Origin of the sequence: Leptospira fletcheri (genome assembly GCF_004769195.1) — a bacterium.
In the GTDB taxonomy this organism is placed as follows: Bacteria; Spirochaetota; Leptospiria; order Leptospirales; family Leptospiraceae; genus Leptospira_B; species Leptospira_B fletcheri.
The window spans coordinates 14,926-31,220 of sequence record NZ_RQET01000008.1; the positions used below are offsets into that span (position 1 = coordinate 14,926).

General features: G+C 48.9%; 16 protein-coding genes. 3 read left to right on the top strand and 13 right to left on the bottom strand.

What is annotated here, in order from left to right; genetic code table 11:
- Nucleotides 1-8 precede the first annotated feature (8 nt).
- From flhB to asd, 8 genes are all read right to left on the bottom strand, one after another.
- Nucleotides 9-1,199 (bottom strand): flagellar biosynthesis protein FlhB, encoded by a 1,191-nt coding sequence (flhB, locus tag EHO60_RS10910; RefSeq protein WP_246028271.1) that lies wholly within the window; start codon nucleotides 1,197-1,199, stop codon nucleotides 9-11.
- Entirely contained in the window at nucleotides 1,196-1,978 is a 783-nt protein-coding gene (gene fliR / locus EHO60_RS10915) for a flagellar biosynthetic protein FliR (RefSeq protein WP_135768236.1), read from the bottom strand. Before fliR ends, flhB begins: the two co-directional genes overlap by 4 nt.
- Before the next feature lie 9 nt (nucleotides 1,979-1,987).
- Nucleotides 1,988-2,251 (bottom strand): flagellar biosynthesis protein FliQ, encoded by a 264-nt coding sequence (gene fliQ, locus EHO60_RS10920; protein ID WP_135768237.1) that lies wholly within the window; start codon nucleotides 2,249-2,251, stop codon nucleotides 1,988-1,990.
- The gene (gene fliP, locus EHO60_RS10925; protein WP_246028291.1) at nucleotides 2,248-2,979 is read right to left on the bottom strand and encodes a flagellar type III secretion system pore protein FliP; all 732 of its coding nucleotides are present in this window, start codon (nucleotides 2,977-2,979) and stop codon (nucleotides 2,248-2,250) included. Before fliP ends, fliQ begins: the two co-directional genes overlap by 4 nt.
- A 113-nt stretch (nucleotides 2,980-3,092) precedes the next feature.
- Entirely contained in the window at nucleotides 3,093-3,878 is a 786-nt protein-coding gene (locus tag EHO60_RS10930; protein WP_135768238.1) for a FliO/MopB family protein, read from the bottom strand.
- A complete protein-coding gene (gene fliN / locus EHO60_RS10935; RefSeq protein ID WP_135768239.1) occupies nucleotides 3,875-4,945 on the bottom strand; it encodes a flagellar motor switch protein FliN in 1,071 nt (356 codons plus the stop codon). The genes EHO60_RS10930 and fliN overlap by 4 nt, the downstream gene beginning before the upstream one ends.
- Nucleotides 4,946-5,122: 177 nt before the next feature.
- Entirely contained in the window at nucleotides 5,123-5,452 is a 330-nt protein-coding gene (locus EHO60_RS10940) for a DUF971 domain-containing protein (RefSeq protein ID WP_135768240.1), read from the bottom strand.
- Between the two features lie 6 nt (nucleotides 5,453-5,458).
- Nucleotides 5,459-7,681, bottom strand: a complete 2,223-nt coding sequence (gene asd / locus EHO60_RS10945; RefSeq protein WP_135768241.1) for an archaetidylserine decarboxylase — start codon at nucleotides 7,679-7,681, stop codon at nucleotides 5,459-5,461.
- Nucleotides 7,682-7,808: 127 nt separating this feature from the next.
- Between asd and EHO60_RS10950 the strand changes: the two genes are divergently transcribed.
- Nucleotides 7,809-8,672: an LIC_11366 family protein gene (locus tag EHO60_RS10950; RefSeq protein ID WP_246028272.1), complete on the top strand. Its 864-nt coding sequence runs from the start codon at nucleotides 7,809-7,811 to the stop codon at nucleotides 8,670-8,672.
- A gap of 47 nt (nucleotides 8,673-8,719) precedes the next feature.
- On the opposite strand, the gene EHO60_RS10955 is transcribed toward EHO60_RS10950, so the two are convergent.
- The 5 genes from EHO60_RS10955 to EHO60_RS10975 all read right to left on the bottom strand — a co-directional run bounded on the left by EHO60_RS10955 (nucleotide 8,720) and on the right by EHO60_RS10975 (nucleotide 15,060).
- Nucleotides 8,720-9,367, bottom strand: a complete 648-nt coding sequence (locus tag EHO60_RS10955; protein WP_210409359.1) for an START domain-containing protein — start codon at nucleotides 9,365-9,367, stop codon at nucleotides 8,720-8,722.
- A 111-nt stretch (nucleotides 9,368-9,478) separates the two neighbouring features.
- Nucleotides 9,479-11,650, bottom strand: coding sequence for a 7TM diverse intracellular signaling domain-containing protein (locus EHO60_RS10960; protein WP_246028273.1), 2,172 nt, complete (start codon nucleotides 11,648-11,650; stop codon nucleotides 9,479-9,481).
- Between the two features lie 65 nt (nucleotides 11,651-11,715).
- Nucleotides 11,716-12,894: an acyl-CoA dehydrogenase family protein gene (locus EHO60_RS10965; protein ID WP_135768244.1), complete on the bottom strand. Its 1,179-nt coding sequence runs from the start codon at nucleotides 12,892-12,894 to the stop codon at nucleotides 11,716-11,718.
- A gap of 147 nt (nucleotides 12,895-13,041) precedes the next feature.
- Entirely contained in the window at nucleotides 13,042-14,253 is a 1,212-nt protein-coding gene (locus EHO60_RS10970) for a sterol desaturase family protein (protein WP_135768450.1), read from the bottom strand.
- A 30-nt stretch (nucleotides 14,254-14,283) separates the two neighbouring features.
- A complete protein-coding gene (locus EHO60_RS10975) occupies nucleotides 14,284-15,060 on the bottom strand; it encodes an SDR family NAD(P)-dependent oxidoreductase (RefSeq protein ID WP_135768245.1) in 777 nt (258 codons plus the stop codon).
- Between the two features lie 165 nt (nucleotides 15,061-15,225).
- Between EHO60_RS10975 and EHO60_RS10980 the strand changes: the two genes are divergently transcribed.
- Nucleotides 15,226-15,879 carry a glutathione S-transferase family protein gene (locus tag EHO60_RS10980; RefSeq protein WP_135768246.1) on the top strand — a complete coding sequence of 218 codons (654 nt, stop codon included), beginning with the start codon at nucleotides 15,226-15,228 and terminating at the stop codon, nucleotides 15,877-15,879.
- A 144-nt stretch (nucleotides 15,880-16,023) separates the two neighbouring features.
- Entirely contained in the window at nucleotides 16,024-16,260 is a 237-nt protein-coding gene (locus tag EHO60_RS10985; protein ID WP_135768247.1) for a hypothetical protein, read from the top strand.
- Nucleotides 16,261-16,295: the final 35 nt, after the last annotated feature.

Consider the following 16,295-nt stretch of genomic DNA (forward strand, 5'->3'; position numbering starts at 1 on the left):
CTAATCGCCTACGACGCGTTGCGGAACGCCTTTCTGAAAGATTCGAGTTTGGTAAAGATAACGCTGAGAGCCGTGTAGAATCTGGCCGGAACTTCCTGGCCGATCTCGACTTCGTCGTACAACATCCTGGCCATGGGCCTGTCTTCCACAGTCGGGACTTCGTTGGATCTCGCGACTCGGATGATCCGGAGCGCGAAATCGTCCACTCCCTTTGCGATCACGACCGGAGCCTTATGCACACCGGGTTTGTATTCCAGAGCCACCGCAAAGTGCGTAGGGTTGGTGATGACCACGTCCGCTTTCGGGACTTCCGTTAACATTCTACTTTTCTTGATCGTGTCCCTTGCCATCTGTCTTCTTCTGGCCTGCAAAGAGGGATCTCCGTCCTGTTCCTTCATTTCCCGCTTCGCTTCGGAAGGAGTCATTTTCAGGGACTCTTCGTATTCGTATCTCTGAAAAAAGTAATCCCCTACGCTGATCGCTAAGAGGAGGATACCTACTACTACGAAGATCTTGAACGCGGTAAACGTGATCAAGGTGACGGATTCTTCCAGGCCCATATCTCCTAACATCAGGATGCGGAAAAAATCCTTTTCGATCACGAAATAGGATACCCAACCGATGATCGCAACCTTCGCCAACGACTTACCTAGGTTGAATAGGGTCTGGCGATTGGGGAGAATCCTCCGGAAATTCGGACGGATCCGACTGAAATTGAAAGCAAGCGCCCGAGGAGCGAATAAGAAACCTACTTGCAGAACGTTCCCTACGATGGCAGCGATCACGGTGATCCCCATCAAGGGCAAAAGCAGCTGGGTGATGTCCCAGAGAGCGTTATTCATCAGGGAAGAAACCGCTTCCTGGCTGACGGAGTCGGCGGAGCGGATTCCGAAAAAGTATTTTCGCAAAAGATAATACGATTTCATGAAAAAATATTCGCCCATGAGATACATGAGCACGACTCCGGCAAGGAGAACGATCGCGGACGGAACTTCGGCGCTTTTCGGAACGTTCCCTTTTTCCCTTTCCTCTCTCCTACGCCTTTCGCTACCGGGTTGGGTACGTCCTTCGTCCTCCGCAGCGAACAACTGCAGATCGATTTTGAATCCTGCCGGACCGACGGAGGAAGGGGGCTCAAAAACCGGGTAGGCCCGCCTCGGGTCCAGGATGCGGAGAATTTCCGATAATGTAATTCTCATTGCGCCGGCCATTCTCTTAACAGATAATTCACTTTTTCGAAAGAGAGTTGGAAAGCCGAGCCCATCTGGGAGACCAAAAACGGAACGATCAGAATCATAACGATCAGACCGATCGCGATTTTAATCGGAAAACTCAACTGCAGAATATTCAATTGAGGCGCGGCTTTTCCCATCAAGGCCTCGGACACCGTGACCAAGAAAAGAACTCCCAAAACGGGGAGGGAGATCTTAAAGGCCACGAGAAACATGGCGCCCACCGCTCCCTCCATCGCACGGTACAATCCGTCCTGTATTTCCGGAGCGATTTTCAGAATCTGTATTTTCTCGAACGAATAGGCCAAACTTTCGAATAGAAAACGATATGCACCTAGGGTTAAGAACAAAAGCATTCCGAGCATATTCTTTAAGGTGCTGATGACGGGAAGACTGGTCTGGGAGATGGGGTCCAGAATCTCCGCATAACCGAAACCTAATTGGACGTTGAAAAATTCCCCCGCCATCTGAAAAGCGGCAAAGACCAATCCGACCAAAAACCCGATCAGAATTCCGATCAATACTTCTCCCGTCGCGACTAGACCGTAATCGATCATATTCCCCGGAATCGGAGGGACGAATCCCGCCGAGACCGGAAACAGAATCACCGCGATCAAAAAACCGAAGGACATACGATGAGCGAAAGTGATGGATGCAAAGGAAAATACGGGGGCTACCGACAATAAGCCGACGATCCTAGCGAGGATCAGCAAAAAGACCTGGAAGTTCCCGACGAAATATTCCATTCGAATTTCCTAAAACTTCTCTATCATTAGGAAGAGATCCCTGGTATAGTCCGTCGCTGTCTGAAGCATCCAACCCGCAAAGATCACGATCACTACGAATATGGAAAGCAGCTTAGGAACGAAGGCGATGGTCGGCTCCTGTATGGAAGTCGTGGTCTGTAAAATCCCGATCACCAAACCCACGATCATGGCGGTCAACAGGATGGGAGAAGACAACTTCAACGTGATGAATAGCGCGTCTCGGATCAGAGTGATCGCGTCCACTTCCGTCATTTATAACTCCTCACCAATTCGTAGACGATCAGGTTCCAACCGTCGACTAGAACGAAAAGGATCAGTTTGAACGGAAGACTTACCATCACTGGAGGAAGCATATTCAAACCCATGGAGAGAAGGGCCGAAGCCACGACCAAATCCACCACGATGAAGGGAATGAATATGATGATTCCGATCCAAAAAGCCTTTTTGATCTCGGAAAGCATGAAGGCCGGAATCAGAACGTAGCTCGGAACATCGTCGAAGGATTCCACCTTTTCGACTTTACCGATTTTCAGAAACAGGGCCACGTCCTTTGCTCCCGTCGGACCGATCTGACGGATCATGAATTCGCGCATGGGGACCATGGATTTATCGAAGAATTCGTTCGTGTCTATCTTTCCGTTCATGTAAGGAGTCAAAGCCTTCTCGTAGACGACGTTCAAAGTCGGCGCCATGATAAAAAAAGTCATGAAGAGAGCCAGGCCTACCATCACTTGGTTCGGCGGAAGGTTCTGTATGGAAAGAGCTCGCCTAACGAAATCCAGAACGATCACGATTTTCGTGAACGAAGTCAGAGACATGACGATGGCGGGAGCGAGAGAAAGAATCGTTACCAAAAAAAGAACCATGAGAGAAAGGCTGGTCTCTCTCGGTCCCTTGGCCTCGTTTACGTTGATTCCTAAATTCGGAATGGGGATACGCGTCGCTTGGGCGGACACCTCCCCTCCCAAGCAGAATAGCAAGAGAAAGGCTCCCGCTGCGGATCCGCTTAATGCCCAAAATAATTTTTTATGTCTCTTTATCCAAGAAACGGATTTCGGAAATAGACTTTCAAGAGCTCCCGCCAATTTTCCCCCTAGTTCAAATCGAATAACCCGTTTTCCAGGTTATTCCTTTCTCTCTTGATTTCGTCCAACTTCTGCTTCAGCTTTTTCTGTTTTTCTTTTCTGGAACCTGGACTCGGCTTTAGTAGAGGTTCTTCCGCCGAAGGCTTTCCTGTGATTCTAGTATTCAAATCCTTGATTTGCTCCAAAACGGAAACCAAGAATCCACCTTCGGGCGGCTGGAATTCGTCCTTCATTCTCTGCAATCTGGATTTGGTTTCCGGATCCGTAATCTCGGAGATGAGATTGATTCCACTGTCCGCCACTCCCAGCACGAAAATCTGCCCGGTTACCTCAACGATTTGGAGTTGTTTGTTCGTCCCTAAAATCAAACTCCCCAAAAGATTCATCTCACCCCGAACAGGCAGTTTAGAATCTCGGGAAGCAGCTATGGTCCGCAAAATCCAATAAATCCCGCCGCAGAGAATTCCCAGTACCAAAACGATACGAAACAAAATCCAGCCCAACCCGGAACCTTCCGAAACGGGTCTATACCGTTCTTCGATCGGATTTTGCACATCCTGTTTTGCGCCGGTATTTTTTGCGGGATCCGACTTCGCTTCCGGAGTTTGTTTGGAACTTTCCGGAGTGTTCTCTCCCTTCAGTTCTTTTTTGAGAAGTTCGTCCATGGTTTCCCGATCGGAAGCCTGAGCGCTCAGATTCGGAAGGCCCGATAAAACACAAAAGACTCCGATCGCCAAAGCGAGGGAGCCGAACCGAAACACCAGCGGTTGGAATGAAATGTATTTTCTGTTCATCCGCCTCCTGGCTCCGGCCGAATTCTATCCGCCGGACTGACGATATCGGTGACGCGAACACCGAAGTTTTCGTCGATGACGACGACTTCTCCTTTTGCGATCAATTTCCCGTTCACCAAAAGGTCCACCGGTTCACCTGCGAGCTTGTCCAGCTCTATGATGGAACCTTCTCCCAAGCCTAGAATGTCTTTGATGTACATTTTGGTTCTACCCAATTCCACCGTGACGGACATTTGTACGTCCATCAGAAGATTCAGATTGGGAGCGCCTTGTGCACCGCTTGCAGTAGCGAGATTCGGAAAGGACACGGAGCGCATGCCTACTTGGCCGGCTCCTCCACCTCCGCCCATTCCTCCCTGAAAACCTCCTCCGCCGTAATCCGCTCCTCCGCCTCCGGAACGTTTGGACAAAGAAAGAATGTCGCTCGCCATCGCGAAGGAGAGCAGGAACTGCACACGGAAAGAAGGAAGTCCTTCTATAGAAAGATTAAAGAACGTGCGAACGATCGGATCCCCTTCCGGTAGAACCAACGCCGCTGGAGAAGTCACATGCCTGGTTTCCGCAGGAGATCCGTTGACCCCACCTCCGGTTTTTGCCGCAATCTGGGATTGGAGCGCACCCATGATGGGAGTCAGGCTGTCTTTGAGGGTCTGCAGTTGTCCTTCGTCCAGCCCCCCCGAATCGAAACCGCCCATCATCATGTTCGCGATTCTAGCGGCGTTATCGGCTCCGATCGCCAAGACTACTCGACCGTTCAATCCGCCGGAATATGTGGAATACAAAATTAGAGTGCTCGCCTTGAGCTCCGATTCCACATCCTTACGAGATTTCGTTTCCGTAGTGGGATTCAGAAAACTGGAGGTTTTGGAGAGAATCGCTCCTAAAGTATTGCCCGCTGTTTGGAAGCAATGGGAAAGAAAATCCGACAAGAGGTCCCTGTCCACGGGAGAAAGTCCCGCGACTTCTTTCGATCCGCCAGCTGCTGCCGCGCTTCCGGGATCGAACGTTTCATTGGCACCCGCTAACAGTGCATCTATTTCTTCTTGGGAAAGGGATCCTTCACCCATACCTACGATCTCTCTATGAATTTTGGATAAGGAGACATAATAAAAAGATTTTTGTCGATCCCTTTTTTCTCTTGCCTGGAAAAACAGGGAAGCGCATGTGAGGCACGCAAATTTTACCGGGAACCAGCGAGCAAAACAAGGAAAAAAGAGGGCCTTTTGCTCTCTTCTTATCGATTCTTACGGACTTCCTAAATCCCCTTCTTTTCCTTCCCAGAGGAGGCGCAGAGAATCGAAGCTGTAAATCCCGGTATTGTGGTAGTCTCCCCAAACCAGATTCAAGGCATAACGGCCCACCTTGGAAAAGGAAAGTAGCTTCGCGTCCTGAATGGAGCCGGTAGCGGCTCCGATTTTCCCTCCGTGTCCGCCCTTACAAACCACGCAAGGGCAGCGCTTGCGCAAATCCAATAGGGAATATTCGGACTCGGCTCCGTCCTTCCAGCGAATTCGTAAAAATTCCTCGTCGAATTCGATCCCGTCCGGGGTGGTCGCGGCTAAAGATAAATTCATCCGGATTTACCTCGGCAATTGGATCAGTTTTTTTCTAAAATGACCCACCGTCGTTCCGTACGTGATCTTTTCATTGATCGCAAGTTCCGAAAAATCGAACGTATCCCTTTCGAAGATCAGGATCACCGTCGAGCCCATTTCGAACCTTCCCAGTTCCGCGCCTTTATCGATCATGATGGATACGTCCTTGTAATCCTCCTCTTTGGGGGTTCGAATCAGAGTATTCGTGACGATTTTTTTGTCATACGTGACTCTGATCCGACCCACGTTGGAAGCTCCCACCTTAATGACGGCCACCAAGCCGTATTCGGTTTGCAGGAAGGTGATCAGGCGTTCGTTCTTCGGAAAAAGACCTCGGATCCCGAAAACGGCCAGTTCGTTTACCGGAAATAATTTCCCGGGCTCGTAGTAGTATCCCAGAATGCGACCGTAAGCCGGGGAATGGATCCGGTGATAATCCTGGGGGGATAAATAAAACGTAATGTATTTCCCGTTCTGGAAACGGGAGAGGTATTTTTCCCCGCCGATCAATTCCTTGAGACTGAAATCCACGCCTTTTGCCTGTAGAATCACCTTATCGTCTATATCTCCGAATCCGGTGATCTTCGCGTCGACGGGGGAAACGAGCGCGTTCTCCTCCGAGTCGATGATTCTCGCTCCCGCTTTCAACGCTCTAGTAAAGAATTGGTTCAGGGAATTGTATTCGCTGATATGCAAAGCTGCCTCGTCCAAGTTGATCTTGTACGCTTTCGCGAATGCCTTCAGGATCGGAATCATGATGAATCGGGGTAATCTCAGAGCGGCCAACAATCCGAAAAGCAGGGAAACCAGATTTTTCGGAAGGATGGAGAGGAGTAAAAGGTAGAAGTCCTTAAAGATTTCGTAATGCGCTCCGCCCTCCAGGAATTTACGCAATTCCGTTTGTGCCACCTTTACCAAAAGGACGAGACTGATGAGAACCGGAACACCCGTGATCAAGGCCAAGGAGAATCCGATTCCGAACACCTGGAGAAGGAATTCCTCTCCGAATTTCAAATAGGCATAAGCGGATCCGAGGATCGCCACAATGAAAAGGATCCGGTACGCGTTCGCGAATTTCTCCCCGAATATGTACCTCGCATTCTGTTCGCCGGTATAGAACCAACCGGAAATGGCCACCACACCGAAGAGCAAAAAGGAGGAAATGAACAGGATATGCGCGGGATCGGCCGGCCCGGAAACTACGATCCGAACGAAGGAAAGGATTCCTTCCGTGTCCTTAACTCCGAAGGAATAAAGCGCGTAGATGACCAAAGTGGCGATGATAAACCCTTCGAAAAAAGTGGCCAGCATACTGACCAACCCTTGTTTTGCCGCCTGATCGGTACGCACCACTCCCGCAACTCCGGCGCTCTTTCCGATTCCGGTTTCCGTAGACAAGAAGAACATTCCGGTCCCCGTGCTGAAAATCCGAACCAAAGAATACGTCCCCCCGAACAAAAGGGAGATCGGATTTGCGGCGTCCGCAATTACCACGTTCAAAAACGGAAGGAAGCCGGAAAGCTGTCCGCTGAATAGTAGAAAGTAGCCTAGAAAAAAACAAAGTAATCCGATCGGAGCGAGATAACCGGAGACCCTTCCGATCCGTCGGATTCCGCCCAATACTACGAACACTACGACGACGCTGACCAAAGCAGGGATCGTCATTCCCTGGATATCGAATCCTTTTTGAGTTAAATAAGAAACTCCTAATATAGGCATGGCCCCGCCCATGGCCAGTACCGTCAGTAGTCCGGCCAGGGAAAAAGCGATGGCCAACCACCTCGCGCGTAGGGCTTTTTCGATAAAATACATGGGACCGGAAAGATACCTTCCGCTCTCCAGACGAATCCGGAACCGGATGGCGAGAGTGGAAGATACGAAACGCAACGGCATTACTAAGAATGTGGAAAGCCAGATCCAAAGTAACACACCCGGGCCGGCCAAGATCAAAGAAAGCGCGGAGCCCAATACAGCTCCCGGCAAAAGGGAAGAACCCGTCCCCGCAAAAAAAGCCTGAGAATGAATCAGCCGTCCTCTGGACCCTTTGTAATCCATGTTTCCGGAAAAAATTTTTATCGCGAGAAACAAAAACCGAACTTGGGGAAACTTCAGCCGAATTGTCAGATAAAAACCGATGAACAAAAGGAAGTAAAAGTACGGCTTGAGTAGGTCCAAGTCCAGAAAGGGAAAAAGTTTGATAGCGGTCATCCCTGCGGCGTTTCCTTACAAATAAAGACTTTTAGAATGGAAGCCCCCGAAAAACGGTGATCGTGTGCCGGGTTCGATCAAAGATTTCCCGAACAGAGCCAAACAACCACTCCTTTTTGGATCCGAAATGCCTTATACGCGACTTCCCAAAAGATTCCGAACCCTTTTTAGCGGCTTACTCCTATTTCCGACCCTAATTTTCGCGGAAGACGCCTCGATTCCGAAATTTAAGGAACTTCCTCAGGAAAGAGTCTCTCCTGCGGAAGACAAATGGGAATTCGGAGCGAGGTTCGGAGCGGGCATCCGGGGAATGGATCGATTCGACCACAATCTAGGAGGATTCACCTCTTCCTTGGATCCGACTGTGTTTACGGTAACGAAGGTGAGAAACGAAAGGACCATGACCCAGGGAGAAATCCTGATCCGGAATCGATTTTCGGGAAATTTCAAAGTCGGGGTCATCGGAGGCTTTCATTATTTTCAGAACTTCGGACTCACGAATATTACCGGAGATCCGTTCTATACGAAATTACATTTCGGTATGGAAAGCCTATATTTGCTGGCTATGGTCTGGCAGGACGGAAGAATCAATCGGTATTTAAACTGGGAGGCCGGATTCGGAGGAGGCTATACCAAGGCTCTCTGGGTGTCCGGAGGATATGCCACGAACGGAAAAGATTATTACATCCAGAACGGAAACTTGAGCGGTTCGGGTATAGAATTCCGCCTGGAAGGGTCCGTCTCCACTCCTGTGACGAACCATGTGACCTTGAGCGCGGGAGTCTTTCTATCCTGGATCAATATAGCTTCCTTTGATGGTTCGTTTAACGGAAGTACGTCAAGTGTTTATATTAGACAGGACGGCAGGGTTTCCCCTTTGACCGAATCCGCCAACCAGCAGAATATACTCCTATCCCAGCAGTATTCCCGCAAACTGGATATGCAGTCGGCCTACGGCGGAATTTTTTTTGGAGTCAACTACAGACTTTGAAGCTAGGATCAATCTCCGCAAACCGCGATTCCGCATAAAATAAGCCCTCAGTGGACTGCTGGATTTTCCGCGAGCAAGGGAGAAGGAGCTGCGTTCTTATATTTCGGCTCCTCCAACTTTTCTTTCATTTTTCGGAGAGTTTCATAGGGGATGTCCACTACCACAAAATTCGCGATCGAGGAAGGAATGCTTCCTCCCGGCTCGCTATGAACCTGGTAGGTTACCTCGACTTCGTCTCCTTTAGGGGAAAATTTCCAATACCCTTTGATCTTTCCCCTCACGAGTCCTTTCTTTTCCGGTAAAACATTTTCGGCGGGCCTCATCGTATACGTGACGGCTCCGGTGGTCTTGTCTTGGGAAAAAACGGAATGCACCACAAAATCCCGATCGTCCAGAGGCCAGGGCACGCCGTTCCAAATATATATGTATTTCTCCTTGGAATTCAAGGTCCGGATCGCTTCAGACTTTTTGCAATCCTTGAGCCAGGTTGTATAAGCGGCGTTATCTTCCAGAAGTGCGAGTACTGAATTTAAGCTCGCCTTCACTTTCGTTTTACCCCGGAACTCCTTCAACTCCGAGCCCTCGACGTTTCTGGTATGAACGGTCACGCCGTTCTTTTCTTTCGCGAGTTCCCACCCGAACAATTGAAAGGGCAGACATAAAATCAAACTTCCTAAAATAGTCCGATACATCATAAAAAAACCGTCCGTCAAGTAGGGGTTGGATTTTTTCCGAAAACGAAAACCCAGTCAACTGCTTTTCGAAAAACCGAAAACCAACATCTGCCGGCGTTCCGGGGATATGTCTTAAATGTCGAAGGAAGAAGGTTCCCGTTTGTATTTTAAGGGTTTTTGTAGATATTTGATGAGCAGGACCCTGTTCCCTTTTTCGTTGAATTTGACGACGTCGAACACTCTGCGAGTCATCATGATTCCCCGTCCGTGGGTATAGCTCTCTTGGTTCAGCTTTTCGCCGTCCATATTCAGAACTTTCTTAAAATCGAAGCCGTCTCCTTCATCGTATATTTCGAATCCGATTCTGTTCGAATTTAAGGAATAGGCCACCTTTACGGATCTGGAGCCGTAAAATATCTCCTTCTGTCTTTTTTGGATGAACTCCATATAATTCCCGGCTTTGATCGCATCCGTCTTCTCATCGAAACTGATCCCTAAGTTTCCGTGCTCGATCGCATTGATCAGCACCTCCCGGAGACAGGTCCGCACGACGGTAACGACTTCGGATCCGGTAAACTGACCCAGGTTGGAAGTCAATTGCCTGCTGAGAATGTCCGCGTTTCTAAGATAATTATTCACTGTAAAATGCATGCTTTCGCTTTGCAGAAATCGGGAAAGAATATCCTCCGAAATTTCGGATACCTTTCCCAAGACCATTCTTTCCCCTTCCGTATCGAAGGATTGCAAACGGATCTTGACGGGTCTCGGTTCCATCACGTATTTTTGGCTGAACTCCGAGTGAAAATCCACCGTCTTCCGCAGTTTGAGGTGTTCCTCCAACTTTTCCTTCGCCAAATAAATGTTTAACGACCCGTCCGGTCCTTCCGGGGAATAAATCAAATCCAAGAAGCTCTTTCCCTGTATCTCGGAAGGCCTGTATCCCGTCAGTCGAGATAAGGTCCGATTCGCATCCCGAACCCTACCGTCCTTGTCCAGAGTGAGGAGCAATTCCTGGGCTCCCTCGAAAAGATTCCGGAACCTCATTTCGGACTGCTCAATGGAATGTTTCGCAGCATCCAATTCATCTACCCGGTTCGTTAGATCTTTCGAAAGTTCGTTGACCCGATCCGCCAAAGACATGCCGATGAGTAGTACGTGAAGCAAGGAACCCAATTCGATTCCCCAAGTCGCAACCCAAACCGTGCGCGAAAGAAATCCGGAAAATCTCAAACCGTATAAAAAGATTCCGAAAAGCAGGACCAGCCAGGCACCTAGGAAAAAGGAAGTCGACCTCAAATTCCGGGGTAAGCTCTGGATTCCGAGTAGAATCAGACAAACCAGTCCGAAAAAAACGACGGGGAAATACAACGCCATCCCGAATCGAACCGGCAACAAAGCGCTCACGAAAGCGGAAGCTAAGGAAAAAAAGATCAGACCTAAAACCAGAACATGGATCCTGGGATTTTTAGAGCGGGCATCGAAATATCTTCTTCCAAAATCGGCGGCAGCCGCGATGGACAAAAGACCGAGAGGTGCGATGCATCTGCTCGCCCAAACCGTAGCTTCCGGCCAAAGATACTGGAAACCGTAACCGTGCAGGATCCATTGCAAAAAGATTCCCGCGCCTACATAACACGAAAACGAAAAGTAAACTCGCTCTTTCGTGGATAAAAAGAGAAACAAATTGTAGAAGACTAGGACCAAGATCGCTCCGAAATACAGACCTTCCAGGATCTGTTCCGAGTTGGCCTTGGCAAAGAAGTCCTCTCGCTTATAGGCCAGAGCGGTAAAATTCATCGCACTCGTGGTCTGGACTCGGATAAAAATCACGTCCTGGGAACGACCGGAAATTTCCAAAGGAAAACTGGGATTTCTATAAAACAATGGGCGTTCGCGAAAAGGAACGGAATCCCCGGCGCTGTAGATCGGATTCGATCCGGAGGAACTCCTGTAGAGTTCGATCCGATCCAGATACGGATACTGGATTTCCAAAACCCATGGGACCGGAAAACTCGTTTCATTTTCCGGCCGGATTCGGAACCAATAAACGGAGGAGCCGTAACCGAAATAGGGAGAAAGTACCGGTTTGAAATCGTCCTTTTTTTTCAGAACTTCCGCAAAGCCCGTCTGCCCTCCGGAGTCTACCCAAAATTCCGCCTGTCCGCCGAGAGAGAGTCCTTCCGTAGGAATTTTGTCCGTATCGAAAGCGAAACTGGGGCCGGAGTGGAGAAAAAGAACGAAGTAGAGAAAGAAAAAGTACGAACGACCTTTCCCTAGTTTTCCCTTATTATAAATTCCTTTCACACTATCTCCGACGGCGCAAAAGCGGACCGGTTTCCTCCGATCCGCCTCCATCCAAATTCAGATTATCATTTTTTCGTTTTGGATGCAGCTTCTTTAATCAAACCGGCCGCGATTTCGTTTCTCTGGATCTGGCTGGTTCCTTCGTAGATTTGCAGGATTTTGGCGTCACGGTAGTATTTTTCCACCGGATACTCCTTGGTATAACCGTATCCCCCGAAAATTTGCACCGCGTCCGAAGCCACTTGAACCGCAGAATCGGAAGCGTAACATTTTGCCATAGCGGAAAATTTTGCGGCGTCCTTATGCATGGTTTCCGCATAAACGCCCGCGCGGTACGTCAACAAACGGGAGCCTTCTATCTTGATCGCCATGTCCGCGAGCATGTGCTGGATTGCCTGAAACGAAGCGATGGTTGTTCCGAATTGTTCCCTCTGACGGGCATAATCCACGGCCGCGTCGAACGCTCCTTGCATGACTCCCACGGCGCCTGCCGCCACCGCCGGACGGGAAAGGATCAGAGTCTTGAATGCGTGTAGGAATCCTTGGTTTTCCTTTCCACCCAGCAGGTTCTCTTCGGGAACTTCGCAATCTTCCATGATGAGCTGTCTCGTCTCGGAGCAACGGATTCCGAGTTTGTCCTCTTTCTTACCGAAAGAAAATCCTTTGGTTCCTTTCTCGATGATGAAGCAGGAAATTCCCCTCGGCCCTCTTTCCTTGTCCGTCATCGCGAATACCGTATAGATGTCCGCTTGTCCGGCGCTGCTGATCCATTGCTTTGTGCCGTTTAGAATGTACCTGTCCCCTTTTTTTACCGCGACGGTGGCCATCGCCGGAACGTCCGACCCTGCATTCGGCTCGGATAGACCGAAAGCCGCGGTCTTTTCTCCGCTGGCCAGAAGAGGAAGCCATTTGTCTTTTTGGGCTTTCGTACCGCCGACATCGATGGGAAGAGCTCCCAATTTCGTGGAAGTAAAAGCGGTATTCACACCCAAGCACCCCCAGGACACCTCTTCCGCAAGAACGATTCCGCCCATCATTCCATAGCCAAGACCGCCATGCTCTTCGTCGAATAAGGCCTGGTACAAACCGGCTTCTTTGAATTTCTGCAGAATCGCTTTCGGGTATTCGTTGTTTTCATCATAATGCATGCGGTTCGGAACCACTTCCTTACGCACTACGTCCCGGACTAAATCTCGAAGTTGTAATAGTTCTTCGGGAAGATCGAATTGTAATTTAGATTGCAAGAGGTTTGTCTCCTTGGATTAGATCGGGGGAATGTCCCCTACCGGGCCAAGTATTTTCGCTCCCCTCTTCCAAGGCAAGTCGTTGCCTTTCCTCCGATTCGGATTCGAAGCGGTTAATATCGGAATCTATTTAGTTTTAAACACGAACTAAACTCGGAAAAGAATTCCGGAGCGGAATAAAAAATATCCCAAAAGGAAAGGAACGGAAAGCAGACGGACGCCTTCCCATGCTAAGGCGTTCTTACGCCCTTCCAAAAGAAGGCCGATGCAATAAAAAGAAAAAATGATCCAGGCACCGACTACCGAAAAATATTCCGCTGAAATCGCATCCTGTTTGAATAACTTGAGGAGGATAACCGCCGCAATCGCGGACAAAACGAACTGAAGGATCGAGTAGATCTTTCTCCACTTCGAAAGAGGAGGATCAAATTTTCGTAATGTTTCCCGATTTACTTGCGGGATCTTCCTCGGGCCCCCCATAGAATCCGGTCTCCAATCCGGTTTTTTGAATAGTACGAATATCTTATCCTTCCATGAAGCTGCTTGTCCCGTCAATCGCCAGAGCTCCGCATAGACGTGTAGATTCGCGGAGATCGGATCGAACGTCCCCAATTGAGTCGTGAGTCCGTAATTCGGTTCCTGTTTTTCCTCAGCGAAAGTGCCGAACCACTTGTCCCAAAGTATCAGAATCCCGCCATGATTCCTGTCCAGATATTCCGGATCCTTTCCGTGATGGACCCGGTGATGCGAAGGAGTGAGCAGGTATTTTTCCATCCATCCGAGTTTTCCGATCAATCGAGTATGCACCCAAAACTGATAGATTTTCAGGATTCCGTGGCAGACCAAAAACATCCACCAGGGAACACCCGCGAGCGCCAGAGGTAGATTGAAAGCGTATTCGAAGATCCTCTGAAAACTACACTGCCTTAGGGCAACGGACAGATTGAATTCCTCGCTAGAATGATGAGTAACGTGACAGGCCCAAAGGAAATGGATTTCATGGGTGGCCCGGTGGAACCAATAATAAATGAAATCCACCGCGAGAAGGACGATCAGCCAGGAAAAAGCCTCCTTAGGCAGGAATTCCCAACCGTTAGCACCTTTGTGAAACGGAGAACCTGTCGGTATTTCCGGAACGCCGAAAAGACTCTGGAGAGAAAAATGAGTGCGGGTGACTTCGTATACCCACAGAGCAGCTACGGTCACGAAGACTCCGGTGAGGGAAAAAAGGATTCCGGTTCCCAAATCCGTGATCGTATCGTTCCATCTGTAGACCTTTCTTTTTTTCCCTACAAACGACTCGACAAGAATCAGAATCAGGAAAAACGGCACTGCCGCATCGATCAAAGATTCTCCCATTTGCCCTCCTGTCGGACGATGCATTCCTTTTTACTTGGCTGCGTTCAGGAATTTGGAGATCTTTCGGATCAAAAATCTCGGAGAAATTCTTACGGACTGGGCCAGAACCTTGTTCGCCAAACCGGAAATGACGACGACCTTTCCGAATTTCACTCCTTCGTATCCGAGTCTCGCGACCTCTTTCGGATCGCTCATCGGGACGTGGTTTAGAATTTTGGAGGAATCCATTTCCGCTTTTTTAAAGAACTCCGTTTTGGTCGGCCCCGGACAAAGGCAAGTAACCGTCACGCCTTCCTTTTTCAACTCTTCAGAAATTCCTTCGGAAAACGAGAGAACGTACGCCTTGCTCGCGTAATAATCCGACATCATCGGCCCGGGTTGAAACGCGGCTGTGGAAGCAACGTTCAGTATTTTTCCGGAATGTCTATCTATCATATCCCTCAAAAAAAGATGGGTAAGAGCCACGAGAGAAACCACATTCACTTGGATAAGGGAAAGTTCCTCTTCCAAGTCCAGTTTATCGAAGCGGCCGTTCGTTCCGAAGCCCGCATTATTGACGAGCAGATCCACAATCGCTTTCTTTTTCCTGGCGAATTCGTAAATCTTCTTCGGAGACTTGGGATCGGACAGATCCATAACCAATATGTCCGCCTGAGCGCCCATACTCTCCAGCTCTTTCTTGACTTTGGTCAAAGCCTTGGAATTCCGAGCGACAAGGATCAGGTCATAACCGTCGGACGCAGCTAATTTCGCGATTTCATAACCGATCCCGGCGCTTGCCCCGGTCACTACGGCCGTTTTTTTCATGATTTCCGCCTCCTAAACGTTTCGCTCCGGATCTATCCGGAGGCGAGGGCAATACTATGCGAAATCAACGGATAGGGAAAGAATAAAAATTAACGGAACGAGCGATCCGATCACGGTGGAAAAAGACTTTACGAATCGGTTTTAAAGGGAAGGATCCGATCGCGTATGATACGACTGTACGGATACCCCATCAGCAATTACTCCAATAAGGTGAAACTCTTCTTACTCGAAAAAGGTTTGGATTTCGAAGAAATCCGAATCCCGTATTCCCAAGACGAGGAGTTTTTACAAAAGAGTCCTATGGGAAAAATTCCGTTTCTAGAATCGGATGGAAGGTACCTGTTCGAATCCGGTCCCATCATACAATGGATCGAGGACTCTTTTCCGGAATCCAAGAAACTGTTTCCGAAGGATCCTTTCGAAGCGGCCTTCGTGCGTTCGATGATCGTCATTATCGAGAATTACATCGACCTACCTGCGAGAAAAATCTATACTCCCGGATTACAACGGAAGCCCGTTCCGGAAGAGACTATCCTGGAGGCAAAACGCGAAATGGAACGGGGAACTGCAGCCTTGGCAAGAATCGTCAGGTTTTCTCCGTTTATCGCGGGATCGGAAATGACTGCCGCCGACTGTGCCGCATTTGCGACCCTTCCTCTCGTGATCGATAATGTGAGCGAATGGCTCTCTCCCTGTCCGGTAGAAAACCTGCCAGGATTGAAGCAGTATCTGGAAATGATGAATTCTCTGCCGGGACCGGCAAAGGTCGAAAAAGCAAGAACGACGATCATGAGAGCGTTACGCAGAAGCAAAAAGTAGATTCTTCGAAAACCCGTGAACCTTTTGTTTTGTGCACTGCGATCCGAATCCGAAAGACATTTTGCATATAAAATTCCGATCGGATTCGTTTTCAAAAAATCTGGTTGACTCTCGTCGTTCTAAAATTAACCTTCGAGAGGCCTTATGGAAGCAGAGAAAGTCATTTCCGTCCCCATTAAAGAACTTCCTCACTTAAAAGTGATCCTGGCAGGTTGGTACAATTTCCTTAAGGATAGCTACGATCAGAAAAAAATCGACGCAGGCGCTTTCAAAGATTCTTTGAAAACGAGCGTGGTTTATAATATAGATTTGGATCAGATCGAATTGCTTCTTTCGGGAACGGAGCAGTTGCTCCAAAACTTTCGGAAGAATCTTTCCTAAACTTTCCGTTTTCTATCAATCGATCCGCAACCGGA

Excerpts from the sequence above, each read along its gene's own strand:
- EHO60_RS10930 (WP_135768238.1), bottom strand. The coding sequence starts at position 3,878 with ATGAACAGAAAATACATTTCATTCCAACCGCTGGTGTTTCGGTTCGGC.
- EHO60_RS10940 (WP_135768240.1), bottom strand. The coding sequence starts at position 5,452 with ATGAATTTATCTTTAGCCGCGACCACCCCGGACGGGATCGAATTCGAC.
- flhB (WP_246028271.1), bottom strand. The coding sequence starts at position 1,199 with ATGAGAATTACATTATCGGAAATTCTCCGCATCCTGGACCCGAGGCGG.
- EHO60_RS10975 (WP_135768245.1), bottom strand. The coding sequence starts at position 15,060 with ATGAAAAAAACGGCCGTAGTGACCGGGGCAAGCGCCGGGATCGGTTAT.
- fliQ (WP_135768237.1), bottom strand. The coding sequence starts at position 2,251 with ATGACGGAAGTGGACGCGATCACTCTGATCCGAGACGCGCTATTCATC.
- EHO60_RS10950 (WP_246028272.1), top strand. The coding sequence starts at position 7,809 with ATGCCTTATACGCGACTTCCCAAAAGATTCCGAACCCTTTTTAGCGGC.
- fliN (WP_135768239.1), bottom strand. The coding sequence starts at position 4,945 with ATGGGTGAAGGATCCCTTTCCCAAGAAGAAATAGATGCACTGTTAGCG.
- fliR (WP_135768236.1), bottom strand. The coding sequence starts at position 1,978 with ATGGAATATTTCGTCGGGAACTTCCAGGTCTTTTTGCTGATCCTCGCT.
- EHO60_RS10970 (WP_135768450.1), bottom strand. The coding sequence starts at position 14,253 with ATGGGAGAATCTTTGATCGATGCGGCAGTGCCGTTTTTCCTGATTCTG.
- EHO60_RS10980 (WP_135768246.1), top strand. The coding sequence starts at position 15,226 with ATGATACGACTGTACGGATACCCCATCAGCAATTACTCCAATAAGGTG.
- asd (WP_135768241.1), bottom strand. The coding sequence starts at position 7,681 with ATGACCGCTATCAAACTTTTTCCCTTTCTGGACTTGGACCTACTCAAG.
- EHO60_RS10985 (WP_135768247.1), top strand. The coding sequence starts at position 16,024 with ATGGAAGCAGAGAAAGTCATTTCCGTCCCCATTAAAGAACTTCCTCAC.
- EHO60_RS10955 (WP_210409359.1), bottom strand. The coding sequence starts at position 9,367 with ATGATGTATCGGACTATTTTAGGAAGTTTGATTTTATGTCTGCCCTTT.